The organism is Streptomyces sp. NRRL S-455 (assembly GCF_000717875.1).
GTDB lineage: Bacteria > Actinomycetota > Actinomycetes > Streptomycetales > Streptomycetaceae > Streptomyces.
The window spans coordinates 89,904-103,669 of record NZ_JOCT01000003.1; the positions used below are offsets into that span (position 1 = coordinate 89,904).

The following is a 13,766-nucleotide window of genomic DNA, read 5'->3' on the forward strand; positions in this document are numbered from 1 at the left end:
CGGGTGGGCGCAGCGGCACCCCGCCACGCCGGGCTGCGGGCCCACCCGCCCCCAGCACCGACGCCGGATACCTGACAGTCAGGAGCGGGGCGGGCAGGCCCCACGGTCCAGGTCCCGGCCCCGACCCCGCAGGATCACGCCGTGAGGCGGGCCACCGCCTCCTCGACCGTGAGCTCCTCGCGCTCACCGGTGCGGCGGTCCTTCAGTTCCACCACGCCGTCGGCCGCGCGCCGGCCGGCCACCAGGATCTGCGGGACGCCGATCAGCTCGGAGTCCGTGAACTTGACGCCCGGGGAGACGCCGGCACGGTCGTCGACCAGGACGCGGACACCGGCCGCGGCGAGCTTCCCGGAGATGTCGAGGGCCAGTTCGGTCTGGAGGGCCTTGCCGGCGGCGACCACGTGGACGTCGGCCGGGGCGACCTCCTTGGGCCAGCACAGGCCCTTGTCGTCGGCGCTCTGCTCGGCGAGGGCCGCGACCGCGCGGGAGACGCCGATGCCGTAGGAGCCCATGGTGACGCGGACCGGCTTGCCGTTCTGGCCGAGGACGTCGAGCTTGAGGGCGTCGGCGTACTTGCGGCCGAGCTGGAAGATGTGGCCGATCTCGATGGCGCGGTCGAGGACGAGGCCGGTGCCGCACGTGGGGCAGGGGTCGCCCTCCTGCACGACCACGACGTCGACGTACTGGTCGACCTCGAAGTCGCGGCCCGCGACGACGTTCTTGGTGTGCGTGTCGGCCTTGTTGGCGCCGGTGATCCAGGCCGTGCCCGGGGCGACCCGGGGGTCGGCGATGTAGGTGACCTTGTCGAGGCCCTGCGGTCCGACGTAGCCGCGGACCAGGTCGGTGCGGGCCGCGAAGTCCGTCTCCGTGACCAGTTCGACTGCGGCCGGGGCGAAGTACGCCTCGACCTTGTCCATGTCCACCTCGCGGTCGCCGGGAACGCCGACGGCGACGATCTCACCGTCGACCTTGACGAGCAGGTTCTTCAGCGTGGCGGAGGCCGGGACGCCGAGGGAGGCGGCGAGGGTCTCGATGGTGGGGGTGTCGGGGGTCGGGATGTCCTCGGCGGCCGGCACGTCCGAGGCGTCGACGGGCTTCAGCTCGTACGTGATCGCCTCGGTGTTGGCCGCGAAGTCGCAGTTCGGGCAGTCGGCGAAGGTGTCCTCACCGGCTTCGGCCGGGGCGAGGAACTCCTCGGACTTGGAGCCGCCCATCGCGCCGGCGGTGGCGGCACAGATGCGGTAGTCGAGGCCGAGGCGCGCGAAGATCCGCTGGTAGGCCTCGCGGTGCAGGGCGTAGGAGCGGGCGAGGCCCTCGTCCTCGGTGTCGAAGGAGTAGGAGTCCTTCATCAGGAACTCGCGGCCGCGCAGGATGCCGGCGCGGGGCCGGGCCTCGTCGCGGTACTTGTTCTGGATCTGGTAGAGGATCACCGGCAGGTCCTTGTAGGACGACGCCTGGTCCTTCACCAGCAGGGTGAAGATCTCCTCGTGGGTGGGACCGAGGAGGTAGTCGCCGCCCTTGCGGTCCTGGAGGCGGAACAGCTCGGGGCCGTACTCGTCCCAGCGTCCGGTGGCGTCGTAGGGCTCGCGCGGCAGGATCGCGGGGAGCAGCACCTCCTGGGCGCCGATGGCGTCCATCTCCTCGCGGACGACGCGCTCCACGTTGGCAAGGACCCGCTTGCCGAGCGGCAGCCAGCTCCAGACGCCGGCGGCGGTACGGCGCACGTACCCGGCGCGGACGAGGAGCTTGTGGCTGAGGACCTCGGCGTCGGCCGGGTCGTCGCGCAGCGTCTTCGCCATCAACTGGGACATGCGCTGGACCGGTACGTTCGCCATGGCTCTTCTGCTCCTGCTGCCGAGTAGGTGATGGCAGGAGGTTATCCGGGGGGTGCGCGGCGGTGGAAATCGGTTAGCGGCGGAGCAGGGGGAGCGGGGCTCCCATCACCGCGTACGGCTTCGGGGCGCTCGGGAAGAGGACCTGGCGGGCCAGGTCCTGGTAGCCGAGGGAACGGTAGAGGGCGCGCGCGGGGCTCTCGGTGTCGATCGCGGAGAGGATCGAGCGGGGTTCGGTGGCGCCGTCGGTGATCGTGGTGATCAAGGAGCGGCCGATGCCGCGGTTCTGGTAGCCGGGGTGGACGTGCAGTTCCGTGATCACGAAGGAATCGTCGAGCCAGTGGTCGTTGTGGTTCGCTCTGAGGTAGGGCTGCACGACGGTGGACCACCAGTGGGTGCGGTCGTTGGGCATGCCGTAGACGAAGCCGACCAGGTTGCCGCCGGCGGTCGCGCCGAGGGCACGGGCGCCGGGGTAGGTCATGTGCCGCAGGACGATCTGGCGGCGCACGGCGACTTCGTCGGGGCCGAGGCCGAAGGCGACGGCTTGGACGGCCAGGGCCTCGTCCACGTGGGCGGAGAGGTCGAGTGGGCCGATCACGAGGTCCATGGCCGGGAGCCTACAGGGGAGTTCGCGGTCGTTGCCGGGCTCGGGTCGCATGGGGCTGCCGGCTCCGTTCCCCGCATGCCTCGGGCGTTTTCAGAACAGGACGCTCATGAAGGCGCCCACTTCCTGGAATCCCACCCTCTGGTACGCCCTGCGGGCCGCCGTGTTGAAGTCGTTGACGTAGAGGCTGACGACCGGGGCGACGTCAGCCAGGGCGTAGCGCAGGACCGCTGCCATGCCGGGGGCGGCCAGGCCGGTGCCCCGGTACTCGGGGGCCACCCATACGCCCTGGATCTGGCAGGCGCGGTCCGTCGCGGCGCCGATCTCGGCCTTGAAGACGACCTTGCCGTCCGCGTCGAAGCGGGCGAAGGCGCGTCCGGAGCCGACGAGTTCGGCGACGCGGGCCTGGTAGAGGAGGCCGCCGTCGCCGGCGAGCGGGGAGACGCCGACCTCCTCGGTGAACATCGCCACACACGCCGGCATGATCTTCTCCATCTCGTCTTTGCGGACTCGACGGACGTAGGGATCCGGGGCTGTGCCGTCCGGCAGGCGGTCGGTGACCATGAGGGGCTGGTGGCGGCGGACCTCACGGGCCGGACCCCATGAGGGTTCCAGCAGCCGCCACAGGTCGGACGTGGGTCCGGCGGGGCCGACTATGGAGGAACAGCGGCGGCCGGCCCGGCGGGCGCGGTCGGCGAAGGCGCGGACGGCCCGCGGGCCGGCGCAGATCGGGACCAGGTTGGCGCCCGCGTAGCACAGGGACGTCAGCATGCCGTCCTCGTACCAGCCCCACATCTCTCCGCCGAGCCGCCACGGGTCGAGACCGGCGATCTGTACCCGTGACGCCACGAAGGCGTTCGCGACCGGCTCACGGTCGAGTACGGCGAGCGCGGCGTCCAGGTCGCTCGGTTCGAGGACCCGGGAGGTGGTCTGCGTCAACACGTGCGGGGCCTCACACACTGGGGTCGGCTGATCCCCGCACTATAGCTGCGCTGCTTGGGCGGGGCGCCTTGGAGCTCGGGGCTTCTGGCCGGCGGGCGACTGCGGGTTGTCTGTGGCTGGTCGCGCAGTTCCCCGCGCCCCCAAGAAGGGGCGCGGGGCCAACCGGCGTCGACAGAGTCAGCCCGCGACCGCTACCGAAGGCTCGCCCGAGGTGATGCCGTCCTTCTCCATCTGCTCGGCCAGCTTCATGGCCTCTTCGATGAGAGTTTCCACGATCTTGGACTCGGGGACGGTCTTGATGACCTCGCCCTTGACGAAGATCTGGCCCTTGCCGTTGCCGGAGGCGACGCCGAGGTCGGCCTCGCGGGCCTCGCCGGGGCCGTTGACGACGCAGCCCATGACGGCGACGCGGAGCGGGACGTCCATACCGGTGAGGCCGGCCGTGACCTCTTCGGCCAGCTTGTAGACGTCGACCTGGGCGCGGCCGCAGGAGGGGCAGGAGACGATCTCGAGGCCGCGCTGGCGCAGGTTCAGCGACTCCAGGATCTGGATGCCGACCTTGACCTCCTCGGCCGGGGGCGCGCTGAGCGACACCCTGATCGTGTCGCCGATGCCCTGGCTGAGCAGCGCGCCGAAGGCGACCGCCGACTTGATGGTGCCCTGGAAGGCCGGGCCCGCCTCCGTCACGCCGAGGTGCAGCGGGTAGTCGCACTGCGCGGCGAGCTGCTTGTACGCCTCGATCATGATGACCGGGTCGTTGTGCTTGACGGAGATCTTGATGTCCCGGAAGTCGTGCTCCTCGAAGAGGGACGCCTCCCACAGGGCCGACTCGACCAGGGCCTCGGGGGTCGCCTTGCCGTACTTCTGCAGGAGGCGCTTGTCGAGGGAGCCGGCGTTGACGCCGATGCGGATCGGGGTGCCGTGGTCGCGGGCCGCCTTGGCGATCTCCTTGACCTTGTCGTCGAACTGCTTGATGTTGCCGGGGTTGACGCGGACCGCCGCGCAGCCGGCCTCGATCGCGGCGAAGACGTACTTGGGCTGGAAGTGGATGTCGGCGATGACCGGGATCTGCGACTTGCGGGCGATGGTGGCGAGGGCGTCGGCGTCGTCCTGGGTGGGGCAGGCGACGCGGACGATCTGGCAGCCGGAGGCGGTGAGTTCGGCGATCTGCTGGAGGGTCGCGCCGATGTCGGACGTCCGCGTGGTCGTCATCGACTGCACCGAGACGGGGGCGTCTCCGCCGACCGCCACGGGTCCGACCTGGATCTGCCGGCTCTTCCGGCGCTCGGCGAGCTTGGTCGGAACGGACGGCATGCCGAGAGAAATCGCAGTCATCTGCTGTGCAACCCCAAGTCGTGGATCAAGGTCCGGTCCCGTGAGCAGCGGGCTCCGAGCTTCGAGATTACGGCACATGCTGTGGCCCGGGCACATCCCACCCGCGTTGCCACTCAATGGGAGGCGGCCCGGCACTCCCCCACTCCCGGCTTCGCTCGAGCGTGGGGACCCCCATCGTGCCGGGCCGCCGTGAACTGCGCGTGACTAGGAGATTCGCACCGGGTTCACCACGTCCGCGATCAGGACCAGGATCGTGAAGCAGATGAAGATCCCGGCGACGACGTAGGCGACCGGCATGAGCTTCGCCACGTCGAAGGGGCCGGGGTCCGGCCGGCGCAGCACCTTGGCGATGTTGCGGCGCAGCGACTCCCACAGGGCGCCCGCGATGTGGCCGCCGTCGAGCGGCAGCAGCGGGAGCATGTTGAAGAGGAACAGGGAGAGGTTGAAGCCGGCGACCAGCATGAGGGCCATGGCCAGCTGCTGGGTGGGCGGGATGTCGAGGGTGAAGATCTCGCCGCCGACGCGGGCCGCGCCGACCACGCCCATCGGGGAGTCGGCCTCGCGCTCGGCGCCGTCGAAGGCGGCGTTCCACAGGGCCGGGATCTTGCCGGGCAGGGCGGCGAGGGAGTCGACGGCCTCCCCGATCCGGTCGCCCATCCAGGTCACGGAGTCGCCGAAGTCCTGCTTGACCACGCCGGTGGCGGCGCTGAAGCCGAGGAAGCCGGCCTGGACGTACTGCCCCTCGACGATCTGTCCGCTGGAGTCCTTCTTGGCGACCTGGTTGGTGGCGATCTTCGCCTGCAGGGTGACGTCCTGGCCCTTGCGCTCGACGACGATCGGCACCTCCTTGCCGGGGGCGGCGCGGATGAGGTCGGACAGCTTGTTCCAGTCCTCGGTCTTCACTCCGTTGAAGGAGACGATCTTGTCGCCCGCCTTGAGACCGGCCGCCGCGGCGGGGCTGGCCGGGTCGCCCTTCTCACACTTGTCGCGGTTCTCGCTCTGTGCGATGACGCACTGGGAGACCGAGCTGACCGTGTTGGTCTGCTGGGTGATGCCGAAGCCCATCAGGACGGTGAGGAACAGCGCCACCGCCAGGACCAGGTTCATGGCGGGGCCGGCGAACATCACGATCACGCGCTTCCAGGGGGCGCGCGTGTAGAACAGCCGGTTCTCGTCGCCCGGCCTGAGCTCCTCGTAGGCGGCGCTGCGGGCGTCCTCGATCATGCCGCGCCACGGTGAGGTGGAGCGGGCCTCCAGGCGGCCGTCGGGGCCGGGCGGGAACATGCCGATCATGCGGATGTAGCCGCCGAACGGGATGGCCTTGATGCCGTACTCGGTCTCGCCCTTGTGCCGTGACCAGAGCGTCGGGCCGAAGCCGACCATGTACTGCGGCACGCGGATCCCGAACAGCTTGGCGAACGACAGATGCCCCAGCTCGTGCCACGCGATCGAGAAGAGCAGGCCGATCACGAAGAGACCTATGCCGAGGATGAACATCAGGGTCGTCATGCACGGGCCTCCGCCGTCTGTGCCGCCAGTTCCCGGGCCCGGGTCCGCGCCCAGGTCTCCGCTTCGAGGACGTCCGACACGGTGAGTGAGGTTCCCGTACGCGGGGTGCCGTGCTCCTCGACGACCCGGGTGACGGTGTCCATGATCCCGTTGAAGGGCAGTGCGCCCTGGCGGAACGCCTCCACGCACTCCTCGTTGGCCGCATTGAACACCGCCGGGGCGGTGCCCGCGAGCTCGCCGACGTGCCGGGCGAGGTTCACCGAGGGGAAGGCCTCGTTGTCGAGCGGGAAGAACTCCCAGGTCGAGGCCTTGCTCCAGTCGAAGGTGGGCGCCGCGTCGGGGACGCGCTCGGGCCAGCCGATGCCGATGGCGATGGGCCCGCGCATGTCGGGCGGGGTCGCCTGGGCCAGTGTCGATCCATCCGTGAACTCAACCATCGAGTGGACATACGACTGGGGATGCACGACGACCTCAATGCGGTCGAAGGGAATGTCGTAGAGGAGGTGCGCCTCGATGACCTCCAGGCCCTTGTTGACGAGGGTCGCGGAGTTGATCGTGATGACCGGGCCCATGGCCCAGGTGGGGTGCGCGAGGGCGTCCTCGACGGTCACGCTCGCCAGATCGGCCTTCGTACGGCCGCGGAAGGGGCCCCCGGAGGCGGTGACGACCAGCTTGCGGACGTCGGCGCGGGTGCCGGCGGCCAGGGCCTGGAAGAGGGCGGCGTGCTCGGAGTCGACCGGGATGATCTGCCCCGGCTTGGCGAGGGCCTTGACCAGCGGGCCGCCCACGATGAGCGACTCCTTGTTGGCGAGCGCGAGGGTGCGGCCCGCCTCCAGGGCGGCGAGGGTGGGGGCGAGGCCGATGGAGCCCGTGATGCCGTTCAGGACGGTGTGGCAGTCGGAGGCGGCCAGCTGGGTGGCGGCGTCCGGGCCGGCGAGGATCTCGGGGAGCGGCTCGCCGGTGCCGTACTGCGCGGTGAGCGCCTCGCGCAGGGCCGGTACGACGTCCTCGCGGGCCACGGCGACGGTGCGCGCCCGCAGCCGGTACGCCTGCTCGGCGAGGAGGGCGACCCGGCCGCCGTTGGCCGAGAGGCCGGTGACCCGGAACCGGCCGGGGTTGCGCAGCACGAGGTCGATGGCCTGCGTGCCGATGGACCCGGTGGAGCCGAGGATCACCACGTCCTTCGGGCCGTCGCCCGCCACCGGGTCGTAGACGAGGTGCGGGTCGGCGAGGGGGGCTGGACTGTCGCTCATTCCTCCATTGTTGCCGCAAGCATCGTGTGTGAGGACAGCGCGTCCCCTTCGGAGGACAGCGCGTCCCCTTCGCGGGGGGCGCGAGCCGCAGCGACCCGCGCCCCGTGAGGGTTCACCGGATCGGCCGGTGCACGTTCTCCCGCTGGGACGGTCCCGGTGTCGCGTCCGCGATCCACGGCCCGTCGGTCGACGGGTCGATGATGCCCTGCTCCAGCCACTCGTACGTGCCGGAGAGGACGCCCTTGACGACCTTCCGGTCGAGGTCGTCGGTGTTGGTCCACAGACGGTTGAAGAGTTCCTCGATCCGGATCCGGGACTGGCGGCAGAAGACATCGGCGAGCTGGTAGGCCTCGCGGCCGTGGTCGCCCTGGCTGCGCAGGAGTTCGGCGCGGACGCAGGCCGCGCTCATGGCGAACAGCTCGGCGCCGATGTCGACGATCCGGCCCAGGAAGCCCTGCTTGGACTCCATCCGGCCCTGCCAGCGGGACATGCCGTAGAAGGTGGAACGGGCCAGTTTGCGGGCGGTGCGCTCGACGTAGCGCAGGTGCCCGGAGAGGTCCACGCCGTGCTTGAACTCGCCGTAGGAGGTGGGGAGCCGGCCCGGTCCCGCGACCAGCCTGGGGAGCCACTTGGCGTAGAAGACGCCCGCGTTCGCGCCCGCCTTCGCCTTGTCTCCGAGGGACTTCTCGGGGTCGATGAGGTCACCGGCGACCGAGAGGTGGGCGTCGACGGCCTCGCGGGCGATCAGCAGGTGCATGATCTCGGTCGAGCCCTCGAAGATGCGATTGATGCGCAGGTCCCGCAGGAGTTGCTCGGCGGGGACGCCGCGCTCGCCGCGGGCCCTGAGGGACTCGGCCGTCTCGAAGCCGCGGCCGCCGCGGATCTGGACGAGCTCGTCGGCCATCGTCCAGGCCATCTCGGAGGCGTACAGCTTGGCGAGGGCACCTTCGATGCGGATGTCGTTGCGGTCCTCGTCGGCCATCTGGGAGGCCAGGTCCGTCACGGCCTCCAGGGCGAAGGTGGTGGCCGCGATGAAGGAGATCTTGGAGCCGACCGCCTCGTGGTGCGCGACCGGCTTGCCCCACTGCTCACGGGCCGCCGACCACTCCCGGGCGATCTTCAGGCACCACTTGCCGGCCGCCACGCAGGAGGCGGGCAGCGACAGCCGCCCCGTGTTCAGCGTGGTCAGGGCGATCTTCAGGCCCTGGCCCTCCTCGCCGACGCGGTTGGCGGCGGGCACGCGGACCTGGTGGAAGCGGGTGACGCCGTTCTCGATGCCCCGCAGGCCCATGAAGGCGTTGCGGTTCTCGACGGTGACGCCGGGCGAGTTGGTCTCCACGACGAAGGCGGTGATGCCGCCGCGGTGGCCCTCGCTCTTCGGCACCCGGGCCATCACGACCAGCAGGTCGGCGACGACGCCGTTGGTGGTCCACAGCTTCACGCCGTCGAGGACGTAGTCGTCGCCGTCCGGCACCGCGGTGGTGGCGAGGCGGGCCGGGTCGGAGCCGACGTCGGGCTCGGTCAGCAGGAAGGCGCTGATGTCCGTGCGGGCGCAGCGCGGCAGGAAGCGCTCCCGCTGCTCATCGGTGCCGAACAGCTTCAGCGGCTGGGGTACGCCGATCGACTGGTGCGCGGACAGCAGCACGCCGATCGCGGGGCTGGCGGAGCCGACCAGCGCGAGCGCCTTGTTGTAGTACACCTGCGTGAGGCCGAGACCGCCGTACTTGGTGGCGATCTTCATGCCGAAGGCGCCGAGTTCCTTCAGCCCGTCGATCACCTCGTCGGGGATCCGGGCCTCGCGCTCGATGAGGGCCCCGTCGACCTTCGTCTCGACGAAGTCGCGGAGCTTGGCGAGGAACTCCTCGCCGCGCTGGGCCGCCTCGTCGGCCGGCAGGGGGTGAGGATGGATGAGGTCGAGCCGGAAGCGGCCGAGGAACAGCTCCTTGGCGAAGCTGGGCTTGCGCCAGTGCTGTTCCCGGGCGGCCTCCGCCACCTCGCGGGCCTCCCGCTCGGTGACGGCGGGACGGGAAGAGGGAGTGGAAGCGGACATGAGGGGCACCTCGCCGCAACTAGGGATGTTGAGGACCGTACGTTACCGACCAGTGCTACTGGATCGTTGGTACCCGAATACGGACGCTCCCACCAGTCTTCGCGCGTCCGTTCAGCCGAAGGGGCGGGGCGCGGTCCGGGAGACCGGACCGCGCCCCCGAAATAGGTATCGAAGCGCTTCGACAGCCTATGGACACCCACTCGCGCTGGGGCTACTGTCGAACCACCCTCACTCGCCCACATCAACATGGCGCATCGTCGAAGCGCTTCACAAAGCTTGGAGAGCTGGATGGTCACCCTCGCCGAGGTCGCCCAGCACGCCGGAGTCTCGGCGAGCACGGTGAGCTATGTCCTCAGCGGCAAGCGGTCCATCTCCGCAAACACCCGGCAGCGGGTCGAGGAGAGCATCCGCGAGCTCGGGTACCACCCGAACGCCGGGGCCCGCGCCCTGGCCAGCAGCAGGTCGAACATCATCGCGCTGATGATCCCACTGCGCACGGACATGTACGTGCCGGTGATGATGGAGATCGCCATCGCGGTGGCGACCTCCGCCCGCACGCACGGGTACGACGTGCTGCTGCTCACCGGTGAGGAGGGGCCCGACGCGGTGCGCCGCGTCGCGGGCAGCGGGCTCGCCGACGGGATGATCCTGATGGACGTCGAACTCGACGACGAGCGGCTGCCGCTGCTGCGCGCGACGGACCAGCCGTCCGTACTGATCGGGCTGCCCGCCGACACCGCCGGCCTGACCTGCGTCGATCTGGACTTCAGGGCGACGGGCGTGCTGTGCGTGGAGCACCTGGCGGAGCAGGGGCACCAGGACATCGCCCTCATCGGTGAGGCCCCGGCGGTCTACGAACGGCACACCGGCTTCGCCGAGCGCACCCTGGACGGGCTCCGGTCCCGCTCGCGGGAGCTGGGCGTGCGGCTGCTGCACCGGCCGTGCGAGGGCGGGTACGACGCGATGGCCGTGACCCTCGCCCGGATCCTCGACGAACGCCCGGCCACCTCGGGAATCATCGTGCAGAACGAGTCGGCGGTCGAGCCGCTGCTCGCGCTCCTGCGGCAGCAGGGCCGGGCCGTGCCCGAGGACGTCTCGGTGGTCGCGATCTGCCCCGACCAGGTCGCGACGCAGGCTTCGGTGCGGCTGACGTCGGTCGCCATCCCCGCGCAGGAGATGGGCCGGCACGCCGTGGAACACCTGGTCGCCAAGCTGGAGGGGCGTGGCAGCGACGAGGTCGTGCTGATCGCGCCCGAGCTGACGGTCCGGGCGAGCACGGGGCCGGCGCCGAGCCGGCCGTAAACCCCTCCTCTCCTCATCAGGCCCTTTTTCCAGCACCGCCCTCCCCTCAAGGGCACCCCCATGTCCGCACTCCTTAAGGAACACAGGAGAGCCCGCGTGAACCAGCCTGCTGAAACCCAGCCCCAGGTGAGCCTGGCGCAGTCTTCCCCCACCGTCGGCACGTTCCGCGAGCGGGACGGCGCGCTGGAGTGGAGCGGTCGCCAGGAGACCGTACGGATCGAGCCGTGGGGTCCGGACGCGGTCCGGGTGCGGGCCCGGCTCGGTGGCCCGGTGCTCGACGGGCTCCCGGGCGCGCTCCTCGAGGAGGCTCCCGCCACGCCGTCCACCGTGAAGACCGAGGACGGGCGCGGCCGGCTGACCGTCGGCGCGCTCACCGTCGAGGTGAACGCCGAGGGCCTGGTCCGCTTCCTGCGGACGGAGGACTCGGCCGAACTGCTCGCCGAGGACCGCGCCCACTTCTGGTGGCCCGGCTCCCGCCTCTACACGGCCGTCGGCAACGGCCACCACCGCCTGGAGCAGCGCTTCGCCGCGTACGACGACGAGAAGCTGTACGGCCTGGGCCAGCACCAGCACGGGCGTCTCGACCAGAAGGGCCTGGTGCTGGACCTGGTCCAGCGCAACGCCGAGGTCGGCATCCCGGTGCTGACCTCCAGCCGCGGCTACACCCTGCTGTGGAACAACCCCGCGATCGGCCGCGTGGAGCTGGCGCACAACGGCACCCGGTGGGTCGCCGACTCGGCCCGGCAGATCGACTACTGGATCACGGCGGGTGACCCGGCCGCCGCCCAGCGCCGCTACAGCGCGGTGACCGGCCGCACCCCGATGCTGCCGGAGTGGGCGGCGGGCTTCTGGCAGTGCAAGCTGCGCTACCGCACCCAGGACGAACTGATGGAGGTCGCCCGGGAGTACAAGCGGCGGGGCCTGCCCATCTCGGCGATCGTGTGCGACTTCTTCCACTGGACGCACCTCGGGGAGTGGAAGTTCGACCCGGAGGAGTGGCCGGACCCGGCGGCGATGGTGCGCGAGCTGGCGGAACTCGGCATCAAGCTGGTGGTCAGCGTCTGGCCGTCCGTGTCGCCGCTGAGCGAGAACCATCCGGTCATGGAACAGCGCGGGTACTTCATCGGCACCCAGTACGGGCCGATGGCGCACGCCGACTGGCCGGACAAGGGGGTCGCGTCCACGGTCCAGGTGGCCTTCTACGACGCGACCAACCCGGACGCCCGCGCGTTCGTGTGGTCGAAGGTGAAGGAGAACTACCTCGACCCGTACGGCATCACCGCGTTCTGGCTGGACGCCTGCGAGCCGGAGCTGAAGCCGGGCTTCCAGGAGAACCTGCGGTACTGGGCGGGCCCGGGTCTGGAGGTCGGCAACATCTACCCGGCCGAGAACGCCCGCACCTTCTACGAGGGCCTGGTCGCCACCGGTGAGGAGGAGGTGGTCAGCCTCAACCGCTCGGCGTGGGCGGGCAGTCAGCGCTACGGGGCCGCCCTGTGGTCCGGCGACATCGGCACGGACTTCCCGACCCTGCGCCGGCAGATCGCGGCCGGGCTCAACACCGCCCTGTCGGGCATCCCGTGGTGGAACACCGACATCGGCGGCTTCCACGGCGGCGACCCGGACGACCCGGCGTACCGGGAGGTGATGGTCCGCTGGTTCCAGTTCGGCGCGCTGTCCCCGCTGATGCGTCTGCACGGCTTCCGCGATCCCGGGATGCCGCTGGGCCCGGAGATGACCGGCGGCCCGAACGAGGTGTGGTCCTACGGCGAGGAGGCCGCGGCCGTCCTGGAGAAGTACCTGCGGCTGCGCGAGCGGCTCAAGCCGTACGTGCTGGACGTCATGCACGCGGCCCACGAGGAGGGCCTGCCGGTGATGCGGCCGCTGTTCCTGGAGTTCCCGGACGACCAGGCCACCTGGTCGGTCGACGACTCCTACCTGTTCGGTCCGGACCTGCTGGTCGCCCCGGTGCTGACCGCCGGCGCCACCGCGCGCACGGCGTACCTGCCGGCGGGGGCCTCCTGGACGGACGCCTGGACGGGTGAGACGTACGAGGGCGGCCGGGCCGTGACGGTCGACGCCCCGCTGGACCGGATCCCGCTGTTCCTGCGGGACGGGGCGCGGCTGCCTGTAGCGGAGTAGCCGCGCGACGGGGCGGCCGGAGCGAACGGGCTCCGGCCGCCCCCGCGCGACTCGCCTGCTTCCAGGTCAGCCGCCGCTGACCGTCAGGTTGTTGGTGGTGAAGTTCAGGCCGCCGGAGGACGAGGTGATCTCGTAGCCGAACTGCACGTCACCGATGGTCTCGTTGCCCATCCACCTCTTCGTGTCCTTGATCCACTTCAGGATCGGCAGGATGTTGACGCTGCCGGAGCTGGAGTCGGACGTCCGCAGGAACGAAAAGACCTCGTTGGCCCCGTTGCTGCCCTTGTAGACGTTCCAGGTGTGGCCGCCGAGGGTGACGCTGCCCTGGGAGGTGCCGAGCGGTCCGACAGCGCCGTTGTGGTTGACCCAGAGCATGATCTCGTAGTCGTAGTCGGTGTCCCAGATGTCGTACGACGTGTTGTACGCGCCGGACGACGGGACCGTGACGTTGTAGTTGCTGGTCAGCGAGGAGAGGGAGGTGATCGTCTTGTTGATCACCTTCTTGGAGTTCGGGTAGGACTTGATGCCGCCGGTGTTGGGGTGGTCGGCCCAGACGCCCCAGTTGGTGCCGGAGTTGGCCCAGACGCACTGGCTGCCGGCACCGGAGCCCCAGATGTTGTTGTAGAGCGTGTAGCCGTTCAGGCTGGCGTTGCCCCACTGGTCGCAGGAGTTCCAGACGGCGGCGGAGGCGGGGGCGGAGGCGAGCCCGACGGTGGCGCCGAGTGCCAGGGCGGGGGCGAGCAGAACCTTGGTGATCCTGCTCAGGGTGCGTGATGCCATGGTGTCCCTTCCATGGGTGG

The 13,766-nt window shown here is 70.4% G+C and carries 10 protein-coding genes; 2 read left to right on the plus strand and 8 right to left on the minus strand.

All coding sequences use genetic code 11. From position 1 onward, the window contains the following. Positions 1 to 134: 134 nt before the first annotated feature. The 7 genes from IE97_RS0104520 to IE97_RS0104550 form a co-directional block, all read right to left on the minus strand. On the minus strand, positions 135 to 1,835 hold the full coding sequence (locus IE97_RS0104520) for a proline--tRNA ligase (protein ID WP_030231384.1): 1,701 nt from the start codon (positions 1,833 to 1,835) through the stop codon (positions 135 to 137). Between the two features lie 73 nt (positions 1,836 to 1,908). After that, positions 1,909 to 2,439 carry a GNAT family N-acetyltransferase gene (locus IE97_RS0104525; protein ID WP_030231386.1) on the minus strand — a complete coding sequence of 177 codons (531 nt, stop codon included), beginning with the start codon at positions 2,437 to 2,439 and terminating at the stop codon, positions 1,909 to 1,911. Positions 2,440 to 2,529: 90 nt separating this feature from the next. Then, positions 2,530 to 3,378, minus strand: a complete 849-nt coding sequence (locus IE97_RS0104530) for a GNAT family N-acetyltransferase (RefSeq protein WP_030231391.1) — start codon at positions 3,376 to 3,378, stop codon at positions 2,530 to 2,532. Positions 3,379 to 3,555: 177 nt separating this feature from the next. Beyond that, a complete protein-coding gene (ispG, locus tag IE97_RS0104535; protein WP_030231394.1) occupies positions 3,556 to 4,713 on the minus strand; it encodes a flavodoxin-dependent (E)-4-hydroxy-3-methylbut-2-enyl-diphosphate synthase in 1,158 nt (385 codons plus the stop codon). Positions 4,714 to 4,917: 204 nt separating this feature from the next. Then, complete coding sequence (locus IE97_RS0104540) at positions 4,918 to 6,210, minus strand: M50 family metallopeptidase (protein WP_106975296.1); 1,293 nt, start codon at positions 6,208 to 6,210, stop codon at positions 4,918 to 4,920. Positions 6,211 to 6,218: 8 nt separating this feature from the next. Next, positions 6,219 to 7,475 carry a 1-deoxy-D-xylulose-5-phosphate reductoisomerase gene (gene dxr, locus IE97_RS0104545; RefSeq protein WP_030231400.1) on the minus strand — a complete coding sequence of 419 codons (1,257 nt, stop codon included), beginning with the start codon at positions 7,473 to 7,475 and terminating at the stop codon, positions 6,219 to 6,221. Between the two features lie 112 nt (positions 7,476 to 7,587). Further along, complete coding sequence (locus IE97_RS0104550; protein WP_030231405.1) at positions 7,588 to 9,525, minus strand: acyl-CoA dehydrogenase family protein; 1,938 nt, start codon at positions 9,523 to 9,525, stop codon at positions 7,588 to 7,590. A gap of 288 nt (positions 9,526 to 9,813) precedes the next feature. Between IE97_RS0104550 and IE97_RS0104555 the strand changes: the two genes are divergently transcribed. Then, a complete protein-coding gene (locus IE97_RS0104555) occupies positions 9,814 to 10,827 on the plus strand; it encodes a LacI family DNA-binding transcriptional regulator (RefSeq protein WP_030231408.1) in 1,014 nt (337 codons plus the stop codon). 96 nt (positions 10,828 to 10,923) lie between these two features. Continuing rightward, entirely contained in the window at positions 10,924 to 12,966 is a 2,043-nt protein-coding gene (locus tag IE97_RS0104560; RefSeq protein WP_030231412.1) for a TIM-barrel domain-containing protein, read from the plus strand. A gap of 66 nt (positions 12,967 to 13,032) precedes the next feature. Here IE97_RS0104560 and IE97_RS0104565 read toward each other — a convergent pair whose 3' ends face one another. Continuing rightward, on the minus strand, positions 13,033 to 13,746 hold the full coding sequence (locus tag IE97_RS0104565) for a glycoside hydrolase family 12 protein (RefSeq protein WP_030231422.1): 714 nt from the start codon (positions 13,744 to 13,746) through the stop codon (positions 13,033 to 13,035). Positions 13,747 to 13,766 lie beyond the last annotated feature (20 nt).